This is a genomic window from Bacillus sp. BK450 (assembly GCF_004364885.1).
GTDB classification, from domain to species: domain Bacteria; phylum Bacillota; class Bacilli; order Bacillales; family Bacillaceae; genus Bacillus; species Bacillus safensis.
Genome location: NZ_SOBQ01000009.1, coordinates 24373 through 45544 on the forward strand (window position 1 = coordinate 24373; position 21172 = coordinate 45544).

The following is a 21172-nucleotide window of genomic DNA, read 5'->3' on the forward strand; positions in this document are numbered from 1 at the left end:
CTAGGGTATAACCCGAAGATTAAAAGGGAGGTAGGCCCCTTGCTAGATGTGAACAATTTTGAGTATATGAACATCGGTCTCGCATCACCTGATAAAATCCGTTCTTGGTCTTTTGGTGAAGTGAAAAAGCCTGAAACGATTAACTATCGTACACTGAAACCTGAAAAAGATGGTCTCTTTTGTGAACGTATCTTCGGACCGCAAAAAGACTGGGAATGTCATTGTGGGAAGTATAAACGCGTTCGGTATAAGGGTGTTGTATGTGACCGTTGTGGTGTAGAAGTAACACGGGCAAAAGTCCGTCGTGAGAGAATGGGGCATATCGAACTGGCTGCCCCAGTTTCCCACATTTGGTATTTCAAAGGTATCCCAAGCCGTATGGGTCTTGTTCTTGATATGTCACCACGTGCGTTAGAAGAAGTGATCTACTTCGCTTCTTACGTCGTGACAGATCCGGGCAACACACCGCTTGAGAAGAAACAACTTCTTTCTGAGAAAGAATTCCGTGCTTATTTAGATAAATACGGTAATACATTCCAAGCAGCTATGGGTGCAGAAGCAATCAACAAACTTCTTCAAGATATCGATCTTGTAAAAGAAGTAGATACACTGAAAGAAGAGCTGAAAACTGCTCAAGGACAGCGCCGTACACGTGCGATCAAACGCCTTGAAGTGTTAGAAGCCTTCCGTAACTCAGGAAACAAACCATCTTGGATGATTCTTGATGTACTTCCGGTTATTCCGCCAGAATTACGTCCAATGGTTCAGCTTGATGGTGGACGTTTTGCTACTTCTGACTTGAACGACCTTTATCGTCGTGTCATCAACCGTAACAATCGTCTGAAGCGTTTATTAGATCTTGGCGCGCCAAGCATCATCGTTCAGAACGAGAAGCGTATGCTTCAAGAAGCTGTCGATGCCTTGATTGATAATGGACGTAGAGGCCGACCAGTAACAGGACCAGGAAATCGACCATTGAAATCTCTTTCTCACATGCTGAAAGGGAAACAAGGACGTTTCCGTCAAAACTTGCTTGGTAAACGTGTTGACTATTCTGGACGTTCCGTTATCGTCGTAGGACCACATTTGAAAATGTATCAGTGTGGACTTCCGAAAGAAATGGCTCTTGAATTATTCAAACCATTCGTGATGAAGGAGCTTGTTGAAAAAGGATTAGCTCACAACATCAAGAGTGCGAAGCGTAAAATTGAGCGCGTGCAGCCGGAAGTATGGGATGTTTTAGAATCAGTTATTCGTGAGCATCCAGTCTTACTAAACCGTGCACCGACTCTTCACAGACTTGGTATTCAAGCGTTTGAACCTACACTTGTGGAAGGACGCGCAATTCGTCTGCATCCACTTGTATGTACAGCCTACAACGCTGACTTTGACGGTGACCAAATGGCGGTTCACGTACCATTATCTGCTGAAGCTCAAGCTGAAGCTCGTATCTTAATGCTTGCTGCTCAAAACATTTTGAATCCGAAAGATGGAAAACCAGTTGTTACGCCATCTCAGGATATGGTGCTTGGTAACTACTACCTTACACTTGAGCGCAAAGGTGCTATCGGAGAAGGTATGGTCTTCAAAGATACTGACGAAGCCCTTCTAGCTTATCAAAATGGTTATGTGCATCTTCATACACGTGTAGCTGTTGCAGCTAGCTCATTGAAGAATGTCACATTTACTGATGAACAGCGTTCTAAATTGTTGATTACAACAGTTGGAAAATTGATCTTTAACGAAATCTTACCGGAATCATTCCCATACATGAATGAGCCGACAAAGAGCAATATTGAAGAAAAAACGCCTGATCGTTTCTTCCTTGAAAAAGGTGAGGATGTAAAAGCTGCGATCGAGAAACAAGAAATCAATGCGCCGTTCAAAAAAGGTATTTTAGGTAAAATCATTGCTGAAATCTTTAAGAGATTCCATATCACTGAGACATCTAAAATGCTTGACCGCATGAAAAATCTTGGTTTCAGATACTCTACTAAAGCCGGTATTACGGTTGGTGTGTCTGATATCGTCGTATTAGATGATAAGCAGCAAATTCTTGAAGAAGCACAAGCAAAAGTAGATAACGTCATGAAGCAATTCAGACGTGGTTTGATTACTGAAGAAGAGCGTTATGAGAGAGTTATTTCAATCTGGAGTTCTTCTAAAGATGTGATCCAAGGTAAACTGATGAAGTCCCTTGATGAAGTCAACCCAATCTACATGATGAGTGACTCTGGAGCGCGTGGTAACGCATCTAACTTTACTCAGCTGGCTGGTATGCGTGGTCTGATGGCCAACCCGGCTGGACGTATTATCGAACTTCCGATTAAATCTAGTTTCCGTGAAGGTTTAACCGTATTGGAATACTTTATTTCCACTCACGGTGCGCGTAAAGGTCTTGCCGATACAGCCCTTAAAACAGCTGACTCAGGTTACCTCACACGTCGTCTCGTTGACGTTGCACAGGATGTCATCATCCGTGAAACAGATTGCGGTACAGACCGTGGAATCTTGGCGAAGTCTATTAAAGAAGGAAATGAAATTATTGAGAAACTTGAAGAACGTCTGATCGGACGTTTTGCAAGAAAACCAATTGTTCATCCTGAAACAGGCGAAGTCATTGTAGCCGAAAACGAACTAATTGATGAAGATAAAGCACTTGAAGTAGTTGAAGCAGGAATTGAGGAAGTATGGATCCGTTCTGCATTTACATGTAACACGCCTCATGGTGTATGTAAACGATGCTACGGCCGTAACCTTGCAACTGGTACTGACGTTGAAGTCGGTGAAGCAGTTGGAATCATCGCTGCACAATCAATCGGTGAGCCAGGAACACAGCTTACAATGCGTACGTTCCACACCGGTGGGGTAGCAGGAGACGATATCACTCAAGGTCTACCTCGTATCCAAGAGCTATTTGAAGCGCGTAATCCGAAAGGGCAAGCGACAATTTCTGAAATTGATGGTGTCGTTGCTGAAATTAACGATGTTCGTGACAAGCAGCAGGAAATTGTGGTTCAAGGCGAAGTTGAAACTCGCTCATACACAGCTCCTTACAATGCGCGTCTAAAAGTTGTTGAAGGTGACACAGTTACTCGTGGTCAAGTACTGACAGAAGGTTCGATCGATCCGAAAGAACTTCTTAAAGTGACTGACATGACAGCTGTTCAAGAATATCTGCTTCATGAAGTACAAAAAGTATACCGTATGCAAGGGGTAGAAATCGGAGATAAGCACGTAGAGGTAATGGTTCGCCAAATGCTTCGTAAAGTGCGTGTCGCTGATGCAGGGGATACAGACGTATTACCAGGCACACTTCTTGATGTACATCAATTCACTGAAGCGAACAAAAAAGTACTATTCGAAGGCAAACGTCCTGCAACAGGCCGTCCAGTTCTTCTTGGTATTACAAAAGCTTCGCTTGAAACAGACTCATTCTTGTCTGCGGCATCCTTCCAAGAAACGACTCGTGTCCTAACAGATGCGGCGATCAAAGGAAAACGTGATGAACTGCTTGGCTTGAAAGAGAATGTGATCATTGGTAAACTTGTTCCTGCTGGAACGGGAATGCCAAACTACCGTAAAGTTAAGCCGGTTTCGCAAGTGCAGCCGTCTGACGATATGGTTCCTGTAGAGTAATCTTTCTCGTGAGATTCCTATAAAATCATCAAAAATGGTGAAGGATGTCAAGATAATCTGTCATACGATATTGACATCCTTCTGCCATGATGATAATATAACCAAGGTGCTCAAAATAAAACCTGTTACTTTGGAGGATATTCGATGTCTTATGATAAAGTATCACAGGCTCAATCCATTATTATCGGTACGAAGCAAACAGTAAAAGCTCTGAAACGAGATTCAGTAAAGGAAGTCGTCGTAGCGAAAGATGCTGATCCTGCTTTAACTGCTAGTGTATTGAAACTAGCACAAGAGAAGGGTGTAGACATTTTAGTGGTAGATTCCATGAAAAAGCTCGGCAAGGCCTGCGGAATTGAAGTTGGGGCAGCAGCTGTTGCCATTATGTTATAACGTACTTGTTTTGTTTTTGCATGCTTAAAATGCAAAAGCATTGTTTTTTGCCTTTTGATGAACCACCTGGGTATGTGGGTTATAAAAAAAGTAATGAAGGGAGGAATAACAACATGCCTACAATTAATCAGCTAGTACGCAAAGGACGCGTGAGTAAAGTTGAAAACTCAAAGTCACCTGCACTTAACAAAGGATACAACAGTTTCAAAAAAGAGCACACTAACGTAACATCTCCACAGAAGCGCGGGGTTTGTACTCGTGTCGGTACAATGACACCGAAAAAACCAAACTCAGCACTACGTAAATATGCTCGTGTACGTTTGTCTAACCTGATTGAAGTAACAGCTTACATTCCTGGTATCGGACATAACCTACAAGAGCACAGTGTAGTACTTATCCGTGGCGGACGTGTAAAAGACTTACCGGGTGTACGTTACCACATCGTTCGTGGTGCGCTTGATACTGCCGGAGTTGACGGTCGTATGCAAGGACGTTCTAAATACGGAACAAAACGCCCTAAACAAAGCAAATAATACAAACAAACATAAGGGTTTTTAGAAGTTGATATCAGATCAGTGGAGTCAGGTAACTGACAATGATATTGAGATGAGAGACAGATAGAAATCCTTTTAAAAGAGAAGGGAGGCTATTCAGATGCCACGTAAAGGTCCTGTAGCAAAAAGAGACGTATTGCCAGATCCAATTTACAATTCTAAACTTGTATCTCGTTTGATCAACAAAATGATGATCGACGGTAAAAGAGGAAAAGCACAAACAATTCTCTACAAGTCATTTGATATCATCAAAGAACGTACTGGTAATGAAGCGATGGAGGTTTTCGAACAAGCCTTGAAAAACATCATGCCAGTTCTTGAAGTTAAAGCACGTCGTGTAGGTGGAGCTAACTACCAAGTTCCTGTAGAAGTTCGCCCAGACCGTCGTACTACTTTAGGTCTTCGCTGGTTAGTAAACTACGCTCGTCTTCGTGGAGAAAAAACGATGGAAGAGCGTCTTGCTAACGAAATTCTTGACGCAGCTAACAACACTGGTGCTGCTGTTAAGAAACGTGAAGATACACATAAAATGGCAGAAGCGAACAAAGCATTCGCTCACTACCGCTGGTAGGATTTATACCAAACTAAAAAAACTATTCCCTAATGAGGAAGGAGAAATTACCCAATGGCAAGAGAGTTCTCCTTAGACAAAACTCGTAATATTGGTATCATGGCTCACATCGATGCCGGTAAAACGACAACGACTGAGCGTATCTTATACTACACTGGTCGTATCCATAAAATTGGTGAAACTCACGAAGGAGCTTCACAAATGGACTGGATGGAGCAGGAGCAAGAACGTGGTATTACAATCACTTCTGCTGCTACTACAGCACAATGGAAAGGTTACCGTGTAAACATCATCGATACACCAGGACACGTAGACTTCACTGTTGAAGTTGAACGTTCTTTACGTGTACTTGATGGTGCGGTTGCTGTTCTTGATGCACAATCAGGTGTAGAGCCACAAACTGAAACAGTTTGGCGCCAAGCAACAACTTACGGAGTACCTCGTATCGTATTCGTTAACAAAATGGATAAAACCGGTGCGGACTTCCTTTACTCTGTAAGCACATTAAGAGATCGTCTTCAAGCGAACGCTCATGCAATACAATTGCCGATCGGCGCTGAAGATCAATTCGAAGGAATCATCGACCTTGTAGAAAACGTAGCATACTTCTACGAAGATGACCTTGGAACTCGCTCTGATGCTAAAGAAATCCCTGCTGAGTATAAAGACAAAGCTGAAGAGCTTCGCAGCAGCCTAATTGAAGCTGTCGCTGAGCTTGATGAAGAGCTTATGGAAAAATACCTTGAGGGTGAAGAAATCACAATTCCTGAATTGAAAGCTGCAATCCGTAAAGGAACATTGAATGTTGAATTCTACCCAGTTCTTGTTGGATCTGCTTTCAAAAACAAAGGTGTTCAGCTTGTACTTGACGCTGTGCTTGACTACCTTCCTGCACCAACTGATGTTGCTGCAATCAAAGGTATCCTGCCAGATTCAAATGAAGAGGTTGTTCGTGAGTCTACTGATGACGCACCATTCGCAGCTCTTGCATTTAAAGTTATGACTGACCCTTATGTTGGGAAACTAACTTTCTTCCGCGTATACTCTGGAACACTTGATTCTGGTTCATACGTGAAGAACTCTTCTAAGAACAAGCGTGAACGTGTTGGACGTATCCTTCAAATGCACGCAAACAGCCGTGAAGAAATCTCTACTGTATATGCAGGGGATATCGCAGCAGCTGTAGGTCTTAAAGATACTTCTACTGGTGACACTCTTTGTGACGAGAAAAATCTTGTTATCCTTGAGTCTATGGAATTCCCAGAGCCAGTAATCGATGTAGCTATTGAGCCTAAATCTAAGGCTGACCAAGATAAAATGAGTATCGCTTTAGCTAAACTAGCTGAAGAGGATCCAACATTCCGTACACAAACAAACCCTGAAACTGGTCAAACGATCATCTCTGGTATGGGTGAGCTTCACCTTGATATCATTGTTGACCGTATGAAGCGTGAGTTCAAGGTTGAAGCTAACGTAGGTGCTCCTCAGGTTGCGTACCGTGAAACATTCCGTTCTGGTGCAAAAGTTGAAGGTAAATTCGTACGTCAGTCTGGTGGACGCGGTCAGTTCGGACACGTTTGGATCGAGTTCGAACCAAACGAAGAAGGCGCAGGATTCGAGTTTGAAAATGCAATCGTCGGTGGGGTTGTTCCACGTGAATACATCCCAGCAATTCAAGCAGGTCTTGAAGATTCACTTGAAAATGGTGTATTAGCTGGATTCCCATTAATCGACATCAAAGCAAAATTATTTGATGGATCTTACCACGATGTTGACTCTAACGAAATGGCGTTCAAAATTGCTGCATCTATGGCATTGAAAAATGCTGTCAGCAAATGTAACCCAGTTCTACTTGAGCCAATGATGAAAGTGGAAGTTGTTATCCCAGAAGAATACATGGGAGACATCATGGGTGATATCACATCTCGTCGTGGACGTGTAGAAGGTATGGAAGCTCGCGGTAACGCTCAAGTTGTTCGCGCTATGGTTCCACTTTCTGAAATGTTCGGATATGCTACTGCACTCCGTTCTAACACACAAGGACGCGGTACTTTCACTATGCACATGGATCACTACGAAGAAGTGCCTAAGAGCATCAGTGAAGAAATCATCAAAAAAAATAAAGGTGAATAATTGATTTTGCCTTTAAACTAAAGTATAACTACTATTGAAGATCAGAAAGTGAGAGGTAACTCTTCACTTTCTATCACTCTATACCAAATACAATGAACCTTTAAGGAGGATTTTTAGAATGGCTAAAGAAAAATTCGACCGTTCCAAATCGCATGCTAACATTGGTACAATTGGACACGTTGACCATGGTAAAACAACTCTAACTGCTGCTATCTCAACAGTTCTTCATAAGAAATCTGGTAAAGGTACAGCTATGGCTTATGACCAAATCGATGGTGCTCCAGAAGAGCGCGAGCGTGGAATCACAATCTCAACTGCACACGTTGAGTATGAAACTGAAACTCGTCACTATGCACACGTAGACTGCCCAGGACACGCTGACTATGTTAAAAACATGATCACTGGTGCTGCTCAAATGGACGGCGCGATCTTAGTAGTATCTGCTGCTGATGGTCCAATGCCACAAACACGTGAGCACATCCTACTTTCTCGTAACGTAGGTGTACCATACATCGTAGTATTCCTTAACAAATGTGACATGGTTGACGATGAAGAGTTACTTGAACTTGTTGAAATGGAAGTTCGTGACCTTCTTTCTGACTATGACTTCCCAGGTGACGATGTACCAGTTATCAAAGGTTCTGCTCTTAAAGCTCTTGAAGGAGATGCTGATTACGAAGCAAAAATCTTTGAACTTATGGATGCGGTTGATGAGTACATCCCAACTCCAGAGCGTGACACTGAGAAGCCATTCATGATGCCAGTTGAGGACGTATTCTCAATCACTGGTCGTGGAACAGTTGCTACTGGTCGTGTTGAGCGTGGACAAGTTAAAGTCGGTGACGAAGTTGAAATCATCGGTCTTCAAGAAGAAAACGGTAAAACAACTGTTACAGGTGTTGAAATGTTCCGTAAACTTCTTGACTATGCTGAAGCTGGTGACAACATCGGTGCACTACTTCGTGGTGTATCTCGTGAAGATATCCAACGTGGTCAAGTACTTGCTAAACCAGGTACAATCACTCCACACAGCCGTTTCAAAGCTGAAGTTTATGTACTTTCTAAAGAAGAGGGTGGACGTCATACTCCATTCTTCGCTAACTACCGTCCGCAGTTCTACTTCCGTACAACTGACGTAACTGGTATCGTACATCTTCCAGAAGGTACTGAAATGGTAATGCCTGGCGATAACACTGAGATGGAAGTTGAACTTATCTCTACTATCGCTATCGAAGAAGGAACTCGTTTCTCTATCCGTGAGGGTGGACGTACTGTAGGTTCTGGTGTCGTTTCAACTATCATTAAGTAATAAACATATAAAAGAGACTCCTTGCAAAAGGGTCTCTTTTTTTGCTTTTCCAGATCAGAACGGCTACTATAAGCTATAGAATCTAAATGGAACCGAGAGGATCGCTGGAATGGCAAAGACATATTTGAAAAAATGGTCGATCGGTGGAATTGACCAATGGATTAGGATGAAAGAAGATCAGACGAGTGAAACGAAGCCTGTACTTTTATTTTTACACGGCGGGCCCGGCTCGGCTCAAATCAGTTATATCGATTCCTTTCACGAGGAACTTGATCAGGACTTTACAGTTGTGCATTGGGATCAGCGGGGCGCAGGACTTTCTTATCAAAAGAATCTTCCTGATGCATCGATGACCATTCAGCAATTTATTGAAGACACGATTGAATTGACAGAGAAGATCCTATCTTATCTAGGTCATTCAAAATTGTATATCGCAGGATACTCGTGGGGATCATTAATTGCCATACAAGCAGTACATAAGCGTCCGGATCTTTATCATGCTTATTATGGGATTAGTCAGGTAGTAGATGTGTTAAAGGAAGATATCGTATCGTACGAGCTCCTTTTGAAGAAATACCATCGCAATCGGCTGTTTGCTGGGTGTCTGCGATTACTGACGCCTCCTCCATGGAAACGGACATCAGCTCATGCCTTGTTTTCTCTATATAAAGAGTTTGCGAGCGTAGGTCTCACACATAGATGGAAGCCGGTTTTTCAAATACTAAAAGGGTTTCTTTTTAGTAAGCAATATCAGCTGAAAGATAAATGGAAGTTCATAAAAGGGCAGAAGTTTAGTCAAGACAAGTTATGGGATCAGCTCATGAATGAGAGTATTCAATACCGAGTTTCTACTATATTAATACCGTGCTACTTTCTCATTGGCGATCACGACATGATTACACCGGCTGCTGTATCAAAACCGTATGTTGATCAATTAAAAGCGCCAATCAAAGAATGGTTTACCTTTAAAGACTCTGCACATTCTCCGCATATCGAAGAGCCAGATGAATTTATACGTATCATAAGAAAGACTGCTATACATCATCTTCAGGGAAAGCTTGATTTATAGGCTGAATCCCTGTATAATATGAAAAGTGTGCAAATCATAAATTTATCCGATTTATTATTGCAACACGCAGGCCAATTTGGTACAATAGTGCATGTTGGTCTTTGACTGCGATGAAGTGAGAGGTTGCTGACACACCCGGCCGCTTTGCCATGGCGAGGTGATCAGGTTTTTCTCACGGAGAACTGTCTAACGTAAGTAGGCGAAAAGGAGGGAAAATAATGGCAAAACAAAAAATTCGTATTCGTTTAAAAGCATATGATCATAGAATTCTTGATCAATCTGCTGAGAAGATTGTTGAAACGGCTAAGCGTTCTGGTGCTAGTGTATCTGGTCCAATCCCGCTTCCAACTGAAAAATCAGTTTACACAATCCTTCGTGCGGTGCATAAGTACAAAGATTCTCGTGAGCAATTCGAGATGCGTACTCACAAACGTCTAATCGACATCGTGAATCCAACTCCGCAAACAGTTGATGCACTTATGCGTTTAGATTTACCATCTGGTGTAGATATCGAAATCAAACTTTAATTCAAATAGAAAACACATATTATAGGAGGTGTGACTAATGACCAAAGGAATCTTAGGTAGAAAAATTGGTATGACGCAAGTATTCGCAGAAAACGGTGATCTTATCCCTGTAACTGTTGTTGAGGCTGCTGCTAACGTTGTTCTTCAAAAGAAGACTGTTGACACGGATGGCTATGAAGCAATCCAAATCGGTTTTGATGACAAACGTGAAAAGCTTTCTAACAAACCAGAGAAAGGCCACGTTGCTAAAGCGGAAACTGCTCCTAAGCGCTTCGTAAAAGAATTACGCGGTGCGGAGTTAGATGCGTATGAAGTTGGTCAGGAAGTCAAAGTTGATATTTTCGCAAATGGAGATATCGTAGATGTAACAGGAACATCAAAAGGTAAAGGATTCCAAGGGGCTATCAAACGCCACGGACAATCACGCGGACCAATGACTCACGGTTCACGTTACCACCGTCGTCCTGGTTCAATGGGACCTGTTGATCCAAACCGTGTATTCAAAGGTAAACTTCTTCCAGGTCGTATGGGCGGAGAGCAAATCACTGTCCAAAACCTTGAGATCGTTAAAGTTGATGCAGAACGCAATCTTCTATTGATCAAAGGAAACGTACCAGGAGCTAAAAAATCTCTAGTAACTGTAAAGAGTGCAGTTAAATCTAAATAACTCTCTTAGGAAAGGAGGAAACAAGTCATGCCAAAAGTAGCATTATATAACCAAAACGGTTCTACTAACGGTGAAATCGAATTAAACGCTTCTGTGTTTGGAATCGAGCCAAACGAAAGCGTAGTATTCGATGCTATTCTTATGCAAAGAGCTTCCTTACGTCAAGGAACTCACAAAGTAAAAACTCGTTCTGAAGTACGTGGCGGAGGTCGTAAGCCTTGGAGACAGAAGGGTACAGGTCGTGCTCGTCAAGGTTCTATCCGTTCACCACAATGGCGCGGAGGCGGTATCGTATTCGGTCCAACACCACGCAGTTATTCTTATAAATTACCTAAAAAAGTTCGCCGCTTGGCTATCAAGTCAGTATTGTCTTCTAAAGTAATCGACAACAACATCATCGTTCTTGAAGATCTGACTCTTGATGCAGTGAAAACGAAAGAATTCGCAGGCATCCTTAAAGGATTATCTGTTGAGAAGAAAGCGTTGATCGTCACTGCGGATGCAAACGAAACAGTTGCTTTATCTGCTCGTAACATCCCTGGAGTAACAGTTGTTGAAGCTAACGGTATCAACGTTCTTGACGTTGTCAACCACGACAAACTTCTGATCACTAAAGCAGCGGTTGAAAAAGTAGAGGAGGGACTTGCATAATGAAAGATCCTCGTGATGTTCTAAAGCGCCCTATCATTACTGAACGTTCTGCTGATCTAATGACAGAGAAGAAGTACACGTTCGAAGTTGATGTCAGAGCTAACAAAACAGAAGTGAAAGACGCTGTTGAAGAAATCTTTGGAGTGAAAGTTGAGAAAGTCAACGTTCAAAACTACAAAGGAAAATCAAAACGCGTTGGACGCTACACTGGTATGACTAGCCGTCGCAGAAAAGCGATCGTGAAATTAACTGCTGACAGCAAAGAAATCGAAATTTTTGAAGCGTAAATCTTAAAAAGAAGGAGGGAAATTCAAAATGGCGATTAAAAAGTATAAACCAACCAGTAATGGTCGTCGTGGCATGACTACTTCAGATTTTGCTGAAATCACGACTGACAAACCAGAAAAATCGTTGCTTGCACCGCTACACAAAAAAGGCGGACGTAACAACCAAGGTAGATTAACTGTTCGTCATCAAGGTGGCGGTCACAAACGTCAATACCGTATCATCGACTTTAAGCGTGATAAAGACGGTATACCTGGACGCGTTGCTACAATCGAGTATGATCCAAACCGTTCAGCTAACATCGCTCTTGTAAACTATGCAGATGGTGAGAAACGTTACATTCTTGCTCCGAAAGGAATCCAAGTTGGTACTGAAGTTACTTCTGGACCAGAAGCTGACATCAAACCAGGTAATGCTCTTCCACTTATCAACATCCCAGTTGGTACAGTTGTGCATAACATTGAATTAAAACCAGGTAAAGGTGGACAATTAGTTCGTTCTGCTGGTACTTCTGCTCAAGTTCTAGGTAAAGAAGGTAAATACGTTCTTGTACGTTTGAACTCAGGAGAAGTTCGCATGATTCTTTCTGCTTGCCGTGCGACTATCGGTCAAGTTGGAAACGAGCAACACGAATTAATCAACATCGGTAAAGCTGGACGTTCTCGCTGGAAAGGCGTACGCCCAACAGTTCGTGGTTCTGTAATGAACCCTAACGATCACCCACACGGTGGTGGTGAAGGACGCGCTCCAATCGGACGTAAATCACCAATGTCTCCATGGGGTAAACCGACTCTTGGATTCAAGACTCGTAAGAAAACCAACAAGTCTGATAAATTCATTGTACGTCGTCGTAAAAACAAGTAACGGGGTTGTCTACGGTTCATTTAGGACCGTAGTTCAATCACGAAGGGAGGTTCCACAATGGCTCGCAGCTTAAAAAAAGGACCATTTGTTGATGATCATTTGATGGCTAAAGTCGAGAAATTGAATGAAACTGACAAAAAGCAAGTCGTAAAAACTTGGTCTCGTCGTTCTACAATTTTCCCACAATTCATCGGTCACACAATCGCTGTCTATGACGGACGCAAACATGTACCTGTTTTCATTTCTGAAGATATGGTAGGTCACAAATTGGGCGAATTCGCACCAAGCCGTACTTACAAAGGTCATGCTAGTGACGATAAAAAAACAAGACGCTAATGAGAGGAGGCTTTTAAATGCAAGCTAAAGCTGTCGCAAGAACAGTCCGTATTGCTCCTCGTAAAGCACGTCTAGTAATGGACCTGATCCGAGGTAAGCAAGTAGGAGAAGCAGTTTCTATCTTAAACCTTACACCTAAGGCTGCTTCACCAATTATTGAAAAAGTATTAAAATCTGCTATCGCAAACGCTGAGCACAACTACGAGTTGGACGCTAACAGCCTAGTGATTACTCAAGCATTCGTTGACGAAGGTCCAACACTTAAGAGATTCCGTCCACGTGCTATGGGTCGTGCGAGCGCAATTAACAAACGTACTAGCCACATTACAATCGTTGTATCAGAAAAGAAGGAGGGATAATCCGTGGGTCAAAAGGTAAATCCAGTAGGTCTTCGTATTGGCGTCATTCGTGATTGGGAATCTAAATGGTTCGCAGGAAAAGATTACGCTGACTTCTTACATGAAGACTTGAAAATCCGTGAATTCATCAGCAAGCGTTTGTCTGACGCGTCTGTTTCTAAAGTAGAAATCGAACGTGCTGCAAACCGCGTAAATATCACAATCCACACGGCTAAACCAGGTATGGTAATTGGTAAAGGCGGATCTGAAGTTGAAGCACTTCGTAAAGCTCTTAACAGCCTAACTGGCAAACGTGTACACATCAACATTCTTGAAATCAAGAGAGCAGATCTTGATGCTCAGCTAGTTGCTGAAAACATCGCTCGTCAACTTGAAAACCGTATTTCATTCCGTCGTGCACAAAAACAAACAATCCAACGCACAATGCGTGCTGGAGCACAAGGAATCAAAACAATGGTTTCTGGTCGTCTTGGCGGTGCAGATATTGCTCGTTCTGAATATTACAGTGAAGGTACTGTTCCATTGCACACACTTCGTGCTGACATCGACTATGCTACTGCTGAAGCTGACACTACTTATGGTAAGCTTGGCGTAAAAGTATGGATCTATCGTGGAGAAGTCCTTCCAACTAAGAAGAATACTGCGGAAGGAGGAAAATAATATGTTATTGCCAAAACGCGTGAAGTATCGCAGAGAACATCGTGGAAAAATGCGTGGTCGTGCAAAAGGCGGTACTGAAGTACATTTCGGTGAGTACGGTATCCAGGCTCTTGAAGCTTCTTGGATCACAAACCGTCAAATCGAAGCTGCTCGTATTGCTATGACTCGTTACATGAAACGTGGCGGTAAAGTTTGGATTAAAATTTTCCCTTCTAAGCCATACACAGCTAAACCTCTAGAGGTCCGCATGGGTTCCGGTAAAGGTGCTCCAGAAGGATGGGTAGCTGTAGTAAAACCGGGCAAAGTTTTATTTGAAATTTCAGGTGTGTCTGAAGAAGTTGCTCGTGAAGCTCTTCGTCTTGCATCTCACAAATTGCCAATTAAAACGAAGTTCGTAAAACGTGAAGAAATTGGTGGTGAATCAAATGAAAGCTAATGAAATTCGTGACCTTACCACTGCTGAAATTGAACAAAAAGTAAAGTCTCTTAAAGAAGAACTTTTCAATCTTCGTTTCCAATTAGCGACTGGGCAGCTTGAAAACACTGCTCGCATTCGTGAAGTGCGTAAATCAATCGCACGCATGAAAACTGTGATTCGTCAAAGAGAAATCGCTGCTAATAAATAATAATTAGAGGGGAGGCCCCGCAAACATGAGCGAACGTAACCAACGTAAAGTGTATCAAGGTCGTGTTGTTTCTGACAAAATGGATAAAACCATCACTGTTGTAGTTGAAACATACAAAAAGCATTCACTTTATGGCAAACGTGTAAGATACTCTAAAAAGTTCAAAGCACATGATGAAAACAACCAAGCAAAAATCGGAGACATCGTAAAGGTCATGGAAACTCGTCCTTTATCTGCGACTAAACGCTTTCGTCTAGTTGAAGTTGTCGAAGAAGCCGTTATTATCTAATAAAGTTCGGATTTCTTTTTCCGAAAGGAGGTAACATTAATGATTCAACAGGAGACTCGTTTAAAAGTAGCTGACAACTCTGGCGCACGCGAAGTACTAACGATTAAAGTTCTTGGTGGCTCTGGACGTAAAACGGCTAACATCGGTGATGTCATTGTTTGTACGGTTAAACAAGCAACACCTGGAGGCGTTGTCAAAAAAGGTGAAGTTGTGAAAGCAGTTATCGTTCGTACTAAGAGCGGAGCTCGCAGAAACGATGGATCTTACATCAGTTTCGACGAAAATGCATGTGTCATCATCCGTGACGACAAGAGCCCACGTGGAACTCGTATCTTCGGACCAGTAGCACGTGAACTTCGTGAAAACAACTATATGAAAATTGTTTCTCTAGCACCAGAAGTACTTTAATGAATACAATCCGCGACTCAAGGAGGTGCGATTAAATGCATGTTAAAAAGGGCGATAAAGTAGTGGTTATCTCTGGTAAAGATAAAGGTAAACAAGGTGTCATCCTTGCTGCTTTCCCTAAAAAGGAACGTGTTTTAGTAGAAGGTATTAACCTTGTGAAAAAACACTCTAAACCAACCCAAGCTAACCCTCAAGGCGGAATTTCTGAACAAGAAGCGCCGATCCACGTATCAAACGTAATGCCGCTTGATCCTAAAACGGGTGAAGTGACACGTGTTGGGTATAAAGTTGAGGACGGAAAGAAAGTCCGTGTAGCGAAAAAATCTGGGCAAGTTCTAGATAAATAGTAAATAAGGAAGGGAGGTCTTTCTCATGAACCGCCTTAAAGAAAAGTATGTAAAAGAAATTACACCTGCATTAGTTTCTAAGTTTGAATACACTTCAGTAATGCAAGTGCCAAAAATCGAAAAAATCGTGATCAACATGGGTGTTGGTGACGCCGTTCAAAACGCTAAAGCAATCGATACTGCTGTTGAAGAATTAACGTTTATCGCTGGTCAAAAACCTGTCGTTACTCGTGCGAAGAAGTCTATTGCTGGATTCCGTCTACGTGAAGGAATGCCAATCGGTGCGAAAGTAACACTTCGCGGAGAGCGCATGTATGATTTCCTTGATAAACTTATTTCTGTGTCTTTACCACGTGTACGTGACTTCCGCGGGATTTCTAAGAAATCTTTCGACGGTCGTGGAAACTACACGCTTGGTATTAAAGAACAGTTAATCTTCCCAGAAATTGATTACGATAAAGTAACAAAGGTCCGCGGTATGGATATCGTTATCGTTACTACTGCCAATACGGACGAAGAAGCACGTGAGTTATTAACTCAAGTAGGTATGCCGTTCCAGAAATAATCAATGAAAGGGAGGCGAAATCGTGGCTAAAAAGTCTATGATTGCGAAACAACAACGCAAACAAAAGTTTAAAGTTCAAGAGTATACGCGCTGCGAACGTTGTGGACGTCCACATTCAGTTATTCGTAAGTTTAAACTTTGCCGTATTTGTTTCCGCGAACTTGCATATAAAGGACAAATTCCTGGCGTTAAAAAAGCCAGCTGGTAATCCCCATAAATGGGAAGGAGGTTATTAAATAATGGTTATGACAGATCCGATTGCAGATTTGCTGACTCGTATTCGCAATGCGAACATGGTACGTCATGAGAAGCTAGAAGTACCGGCTTCAAAAATCAAAAGAGAAATTGCTGAAATCTTAAAGCGTGAAGGTTTTATCCGTGACGTTGAGTACGTCGAAGACAGCAAACAAGGAATTATCCGTTTGTTCCTTAAATACGGCCAAAACAACGAACGTGTTATCACTGGTCTTAAAAGAATCAGTAAACCTGGTTTACGCGTATATGCGAAATCAAATGAAGTACCACGTGTACTTAACGGACTTGGAATCGCAATTATTTCTACATCACAAGGTGTTTTATCGGACAAAGAAGCCCGTGCTAAACAAGCTGGTGGAGAAGTACTTGCTTACGTATGGTAAAAAAAGTTTAAGATGAATGGAGGTGCTTGGTATGTCTCGTATAGGTAAAAAACTAATCGAGATCCCTTCAGGAGTAACTGTGACAAACAACGATAACACAGTGACAGTAAAGGGACCAAAAGGTGAACTAACTCGTGCATTTCACCCTGATATGGAAATTAAAATTGAGGACAACGTCTTAACTGTAAGCCGTCCGTCTGAAAATAAAGAACACCGTGCATTACATGGTACAACACGTAGCTTGATTGCAAACATGGTTGAAGGTGTATCTAAAGGTTTCGAAAGAGGTTTAGAACTTATCGGTGTCGGTTACCGTGCAGCTAAATCTGGAAACAAACTTGTTCTTAACGTTGGATACTCTCACCCAGTTGAAATCGTTCCTGAGGCTGGAGTTGAAGTAGAAGTTCCATCTCAAACGAAAGTAATCGTTAAAGGTATCGATAAAGAGCGTGTAGGAGCTCTAGCTTCTAACATCCGCGCTGTCCGTGCTCCAGAGCCTTACAAAGGTAAAGGAATTCGTTACGAAGGTGAATTCGTTCGCCGTAAAGAAGGAAAAACTGGTAAGTAAGATCGCTTAAAGTGAAGAAAGGAGTGACTCGGATGATTACGAAAACTAGCAAAAACGCTACTCGTCTTAAAAGACATGCTCGTGTTCGTGCGAAACTTTCAGGTACTGCTGAAAGACCTCGCCTTAACGTTTTCCGTTCTAACAAGAATATCTACGCTCAAGTAATTGATGATGTTAACGGTGTAACACTTGTAAGTGCTTCTACTCTTGATAAAGAGTTAAAGATCGAGAATAGTTCTGACACTGCAGCTGCTACAAAAGTTGGCGAACTTGTTGCAAAACGTGCTGTTGAAAAAGGAATCTCTAACGTGGTATTTGACCGCGGAGGATACCTATATCATGGACGTGTAAAAGCTCTAGCTGAAGCTGCTCGTGAGGCTGGACTTAAATTTTAATAAAAGAAGGAGGGACACATCCGAATGAGTCGTATTGACCCAAGCAAATTAGAGTTAGAAGAACGCTTAGTTACGGTTAACCGCGTAGCGAAAGTTGTTAAAGGTGGACGTCGTTTCCGTTTTGCAGCTTTAGTTGTTGTCGGTGACAAAAACGGTCATGTAGGTTTCGGTACTGGTAAAGCACAAGAAGTACCAGAAGCGATCCGCAAAGCTGTTGAAGATGCGAAAAAGAATTTAATTGAAGTACCAATGGTTGGAACTACAATTCCACATGAAATCATCGGTCGATTCGGTGCAGGAAACGTTCTATTGAAGCCTGCTTCAGAAGGTACAGGAGTTATCGCTGGAGGCCCAGTGCGTGCGGTACTTGAGCTTGCTGGTCTAGCTGATATCCTTTCTAAATCTCTAGGTTCTAATACACCGATCAACATGATCCGCGCAACACTTCAAGGTTTAAGTGAGCTTAAACGTGCTGAAGATGTAGCGAAGCTTCGTGGAAAATCTGTAGAAGACCTGTTAGGATAAGGAGGGAACAATAATGGCAAATAAATTAGAAATTACCCTCAAACGCAGTGTAATCGGTCGCCCTGAAGATCAGCGTGTCACTGTTCGTACTCTTGGTCTTAAGAAAACAAACCAAACAGTCGTACATGAAGACAATGCAGCGATCCGCGGCATGATTAACAAGGTGTCTCATTTAGTTTCTGTTAAAGAACAATAAAACATTTTTAATCGATAAGGAGGTGCCCAAATGAAACTTCATGAATTGAAGCCTTCAGAAGGTTCACGTAAAGTACGCAACCGTGTTGGTCGTGGTATTGGATCAGGTAACGGTAAAACTTCTGGTAAAGGTCATAAAGGTCAAAACGCTCGTTCTGGCGGCGGTGTACGCCCTGGTTTCGAAGGTGGTCAGATGCCTTTATTCCAACGCCTTCCAAAACGTGGTTTTACAAACATCAACCGTAAAGATTACGCGGTAATCAACTTAGACAGATTAAACAGTTTTGACGAAGGAACGGAAGTAACTCCTGAACTTCTTCTAGAGACTGGTGCAATAAGCAAGTTAAAAGCAGGAGTAAAAATTCTTGGCAACGGTAAATTAGAAAAAAAATTAACTGTAAAAGCCAATAAATTCTCTGCTTCTGCGAAAGAAGCGATTGAAGCTGCTGGCGGTACAGCCGAGGTGATCTAACTTGTTTAAGACAATCTCCAATTTTATGCGCGTGAAAGATATACGGAATAAGATTATATTCACACTTTTAATGTTAGTCGTCTTTCGTATAGGTGCTTTCATCCCTGTGCCTAATGTGAACGCCGAAGTTCTCCAGGCACAGGATCAAATGAGTGTTTTCGGAATCCTCAACACGTTTGGGGGCGGGGCACTTTTCCAATTCTCCATTCTTGCAATGGGGATTATGCCGTATATCACTGCTTCGATCATCATTCAGCTCTTGCAGATGGATGTTGTTCCGAAGTTTACTGAGTGGTCAAAGCAAGGAGAGGTTGGCCGCCGAAAATTAGCACAATTCACAAGGTATTTTACAATTGTTCTAGGATTTATCCAGGCGCTGGGAATGTCATATGGATTCAACAATATGGCAGGAGGCATGCTGATTGAAAACCCTGGTGTTTCAACGTATCTCTTAATTGCGGTCGTACTCACTGCGGGAACAGCATTTTTAATGTGGCTGGGTGAGCAGATTACTGCTCACGGTGTTGGTAATGGTATTTCGATTATTATCTTTGCCGGTATCATCGCTGGTATCCCTCAAACATTAAAACAAGTGTACGCTCAACAATTTGTAGGTGGAGATGGACAGCTGTTCATGCAAATCCTTAAAATTGCCCTTATTGTCATTGCCATTCTTGTCATTGTTATCGGTGTTATTTACATTCAAATGGCAGTGAGAAAGATTGCAATTCAATATTCAAAAGGAACTGGCCGTGCACAAATGTCTGCTAGCCAAGCAACGCACCTTCCATTGAAAGTGAATCCAGCAGGGGTGATTCCAGTCATCTTTGCCGTTTCTTTCATTATTACTCCGCAGACGATCGCATCGTTCTTCGGAACCAATAATGTGACAACTTGGATAACCAACAACTTTGACTATACTAAGCCAATCGGTATGACGATTTATGTAGCACTGATTGTTGCTTTCACATATTTTTATGCCTTTGTCCAAGTCAATCCTGAACAAATGGCTGAAAATCTGCAAAAGCAGGGTGGCTATATCCCGGGAGTTCGTCCAGGGAAAATGACTCAAGATAGAATTACGAGCATTTTGTACCGACTCACGTTTGTGGGCGCCATTTTCTTAGCCGTGATTTCAATACTTCCTATCTTTTTCATTCAATTCGCTGGATTACCTTCCGCTGCACAAATTGGCGGCACAAGTCTTCTCATTGTTGTAGGTGTTGCACTTGAAACAATGAAACAGCTTGAAAGCCAATTAGTGAAACGAAATTACCGTGGATTTATGAAATAAAACAGAGGGCTGGGCAGCTGCCCAACCTCTCTAAGTAAGGAAGGGGAAATCCGAAATGAACTTAGTCTTAATGGGGCTTCCGGGTGCTGGTAAAGGCACTCAGGCAGAACGAATTGTTGATGATTATGGGATCCCTCATATCTCAACAGGAGATATGTTCCGCGCTGCTATGAAAGAGGAGACACAACTTGGGCTCGAAGCAAAATCCTTTATCGATAAAGGAGAGCTTGTTCCTGATGAGGTCACAATCGGTATTGTTAGAGAAAGACTTGGCAAAAATGATTGTGAACAAGGTTTTCTTCTGGACGGATTTCCGCGAACAGTCGCTCAGGCTGAAGCTTTAGAAGAAATTCTAAAGGACCTTGGCAGAACGATTGATTATGTCATTAATATTAAAGTCGATAAAGATGCTTTGATGGAGCGTCTGACTGGCCGAAGAATTTGCAAAAATTGCGGAGCAACATATCATTTAGTATTCAATCCACCTGCGAAAGAAAATGTTTGCGACAAGTGCGGAGGCGAGCTTTATCAACGTGCAGATGATAATGCAGAAACCGTTTCGACTAGACTTGAAGTAAACGTAAAGCAGACTGAACCTTTACTGAACTTCTATTCAGAAAAAGGATATCTTGCAAACATTGATGGTGCGAAGCACATTAACGATGTATATGCAGATATCAAGGACCTGCTTGGAGGATTAAATAAATGATTATCTGTAAAACTCCTCGCGAGCTTGAGATTATGAGAGAAGCTGGACGTATTGTCGCACTGACTCATGAAGAGCTGAAGAAACACATAAAACCAGGTATTTCGACAAAAGAATTGGATCAAAT

30 protein-coding genes and 1 pseudogene are annotated in these 21172 nt (G+C 42.2%); all 31 read left to right on the forward strand.

From position 1 onward, the window contains the following. Positions 1-39 precede the first annotated feature (39 nt). Entirely contained in the window at positions 40-3639 is a 3600-nt protein-coding gene (gene rpoC / locus EV579_RS18460; RefSeq protein ID WP_024425592.1) for a DNA-directed RNA polymerase subunit beta', read from the forward strand. Between the two features lie 144 nt (positions 3640-3783). Then, entirely contained in the window at positions 3784-4032 is a 249-nt protein-coding gene (locus tag EV579_RS18465) for a 50S ribosomal protein L7ae-like protein (RefSeq protein ID WP_024425593.1), read from the forward strand. Between the two features lie 113 nt (positions 4033-4145). Next, positions 4146-4565: a 30S ribosomal protein S12 gene (rpsL, locus tag EV579_RS18470; RefSeq protein ID WP_008356518.1), complete on the forward strand. Its 420-nt coding sequence runs from the start codon at positions 4146-4148 to the stop codon at positions 4563-4565. Between the two features lie 121 nt (positions 4566-4686). Beyond that, the gene (rpsG, locus tag EV579_RS18475; protein WP_008356520.1) at positions 4687-5157 is read left to right on the forward strand and encodes a 30S ribosomal protein S7; all 471 of its coding nucleotides are present in this window, start codon (positions 4687-4689) and stop codon (positions 5155-5157) included. 54 nt (positions 5158-5211) lie between these two features. Continuing rightward, a complete protein-coding gene (gene fusA, locus EV579_RS18480; protein WP_024425594.1) occupies positions 5212-7290 on the forward strand; it encodes an elongation factor G in 2079 nt (692 codons plus the stop codon). A 118-nt stretch (positions 7291-7408) separates the two neighbouring features. Then, a complete protein-coding gene (tuf, locus tag EV579_RS18485) occupies positions 7409-8599 on the forward strand; it encodes an elongation factor Tu (RefSeq protein WP_034283892.1) in 1191 nt (396 codons plus the stop codon). A gap of 109 nt (positions 8600-8708) precedes the next feature. Next, positions 8709-9668 carry an alpha/beta fold hydrolase gene (locus EV579_RS18490; RefSeq protein WP_133745001.1) on the forward strand — a complete coding sequence of 320 codons (960 nt, stop codon included), beginning with the start codon at positions 8709-8711 and terminating at the stop codon, positions 9666-9668. 218 nt (positions 9669-9886) lie between these two features. Beyond that, entirely contained in the window at positions 9887-10195 is a 309-nt protein-coding gene (gene rpsJ, locus EV579_RS18495) for a 30S ribosomal protein S10 (RefSeq protein ID WP_003156464.1), read from the forward strand. Positions 10196-10232: 37 nt separating this feature from the next. Continuing rightward, a complete protein-coding gene (gene rplC, locus EV579_RS18500) occupies positions 10233-10862 on the forward strand; it encodes a 50S ribosomal protein L3 (RefSeq protein WP_024425597.1) in 630 nt (209 codons plus the stop codon). A gap of 27 nt (positions 10863-10889) precedes the next feature. Further along, positions 10890-11513 (forward strand): 50S ribosomal protein L4, encoded by a 624-nt coding sequence (gene rplD / locus EV579_RS18505; RefSeq protein ID WP_024425598.1) that lies wholly within the window; start codon positions 10890-10892, stop codon positions 11511-11513. Further along, on the forward strand, positions 11513-11800 hold the full coding sequence (gene rplW, locus EV579_RS18510; protein ID WP_003217016.1) for a 50S ribosomal protein L23: 288 nt from the start codon (positions 11513-11515) through the stop codon (positions 11798-11800). The genes rplD and rplW overlap by 1 nt, the downstream gene beginning before the upstream one ends. Before the next feature lie 28 nt (positions 11801-11828). After that, positions 11829-12662 (forward strand): 50S ribosomal protein L2, encoded by an 834-nt coding sequence (gene rplB / locus EV579_RS18515; protein WP_024425599.1) that lies wholly within the window; start codon positions 11829-11831, stop codon positions 12660-12662. A 57-nt stretch (positions 12663-12719) separates the two neighbouring features. Further along, complete coding sequence (gene rpsS / locus EV579_RS18520; RefSeq protein ID WP_003216920.1) at positions 12720-12998, forward strand: 30S ribosomal protein S19; 279 nt, start codon at positions 12720-12722, stop codon at positions 12996-12998. A gap of 17 nt (positions 12999-13015) precedes the next feature. After that, entirely contained in the window at positions 13016-13357 is a 342-nt protein-coding gene (rplV, locus tag EV579_RS18525) for a 50S ribosomal protein L22 (RefSeq protein ID WP_007496316.1), read from the forward strand. A gap of 3 nt (positions 13358-13360) precedes the next feature. Continuing rightward, entirely contained in the window at positions 13361-14017 is a 657-nt protein-coding gene (rpsC, locus tag EV579_RS18530) for a 30S ribosomal protein S3 (protein ID WP_003217241.1), read from the forward strand. Position 14018: 1 nt separating this feature from the next. Further along, a complete protein-coding gene (rplP, locus tag EV579_RS18535) occupies positions 14019-14453 on the forward strand; it encodes a 50S ribosomal protein L16 (protein ID WP_003156478.1) in 435 nt (144 codons plus the stop codon). Further along, positions 14443-14643, forward strand: a complete 201-nt coding sequence (rpmC, locus tag EV579_RS18540; RefSeq protein ID WP_003217155.1) for a 50S ribosomal protein L29 — start codon at positions 14443-14445, stop codon at positions 14641-14643. The genes rplP and rpmC overlap by 11 nt, the downstream gene beginning before the upstream one ends. A 25-nt stretch (positions 14644-14668) precedes the next feature. Further along, positions 14669-14932 (forward strand): 30S ribosomal protein S17, encoded by a 264-nt coding sequence (rpsQ, locus tag EV579_RS18545; RefSeq protein ID WP_003216906.1) that lies wholly within the window; start codon positions 14669-14671, stop codon positions 14930-14932. A gap of 39 nt (positions 14933-14971) precedes the next feature. Then, positions 14972-15340 (forward strand): 50S ribosomal protein L14, encoded by a 369-nt coding sequence (gene rplN, locus EV579_RS18550; protein ID WP_003216882.1) that lies wholly within the window; start codon positions 14972-14974, stop codon positions 15338-15340. 35 nt (positions 15341-15375) lie between these two features. Continuing rightward, positions 15376-15687 (forward strand): 50S ribosomal protein L24, encoded by a 312-nt coding sequence (gene rplX, locus EV579_RS18555; protein WP_008356538.1) that lies wholly within the window; start codon positions 15376-15378, stop codon positions 15685-15687. Positions 15688-15712: 25 nt separating this feature from the next. Then, entirely contained in the window at positions 15713-16252 is a 540-nt protein-coding gene (gene rplE, locus EV579_RS18560; RefSeq protein WP_024425600.1) for a 50S ribosomal protein L5, read from the forward strand. Between the two features lie 22 nt (positions 16253-16274). After that, positions 16275-16460: a 30S ribosomal protein S14 gene (gene rpsN, locus EV579_RS18565; protein WP_008356542.1), complete on the forward strand. Its 186-nt coding sequence runs from the start codon at positions 16275-16277 to the stop codon at positions 16458-16460. Between the two features lie 31 nt (positions 16461-16491). Further along, positions 16492-16890: a 30S ribosomal protein S8 gene (gene rpsH / locus EV579_RS18570; RefSeq protein WP_007496327.1), complete on the forward strand. Its 399-nt coding sequence runs from the start codon at positions 16492-16494 to the stop codon at positions 16888-16890. Between the two features lie 31 nt (positions 16891-16921). Beyond that, entirely contained in the window at positions 16922-17458 is a 537-nt protein-coding gene (rplF, locus tag EV579_RS18575; protein ID WP_008345395.1) for a 50S ribosomal protein L6, read from the forward strand. 32 nt (positions 17459-17490) lie between these two features. Then, the gene (gene rplR / locus EV579_RS18580) at positions 17491-17853 is read left to right on the forward strand and encodes a 50S ribosomal protein L18 (protein WP_008356544.1); all 363 of its coding nucleotides are present in this window, start codon (positions 17491-17493) and stop codon (positions 17851-17853) included. 24 nt (positions 17854-17877) lie between these two features. Then, the gene (gene rpsE, locus EV579_RS18585; protein ID WP_007496332.1) at positions 17878-18378 is read left to right on the forward strand and encodes a 30S ribosomal protein S5; all 501 of its coding nucleotides are present in this window, start codon (positions 17878-17880) and stop codon (positions 18376-18378) included. Between the two features lie 13 nt (positions 18379-18391). After that, complete coding sequence (gene rpmD, locus EV579_RS18590) at positions 18392-18574, forward strand: 50S ribosomal protein L30 (protein ID WP_003217067.1); 183 nt, start codon at positions 18392-18394, stop codon at positions 18572-18574. Positions 18575-18604: 30 nt separating this feature from the next. Next, entirely contained in the window at positions 18605-19045 is a 441-nt protein-coding gene (gene rplO, locus EV579_RS18595) for a 50S ribosomal protein L15 (protein WP_003216888.1), read from the forward strand. A gap of 1 nt (position 19046) precedes the next feature. After that, the gene (gene secY, locus EV579_RS18600) at positions 19047-20339 is read left to right on the forward strand and encodes a preprotein translocase subunit SecY (protein ID WP_007496334.1); all 1293 of its coding nucleotides are present in this window, start codon (positions 19047-19049) and stop codon (positions 20337-20339) included. 55 nt (positions 20340-20394) lie between these two features. Then, complete coding sequence (locus EV579_RS18605) at positions 20395-21048, forward strand: adenylate kinase (protein WP_103132744.1); 654 nt, start codon at positions 20395-20397, stop codon at positions 21046-21048. Then, positions 21045-21172: pseudogene (locus EV579_RS19215) on the forward strand (type I methionyl aminopeptidase); the annotation flags it as partial. The gene EV579_RS18605 and the pseudogene EV579_RS19215, both read left to right, overlap by 4 nt.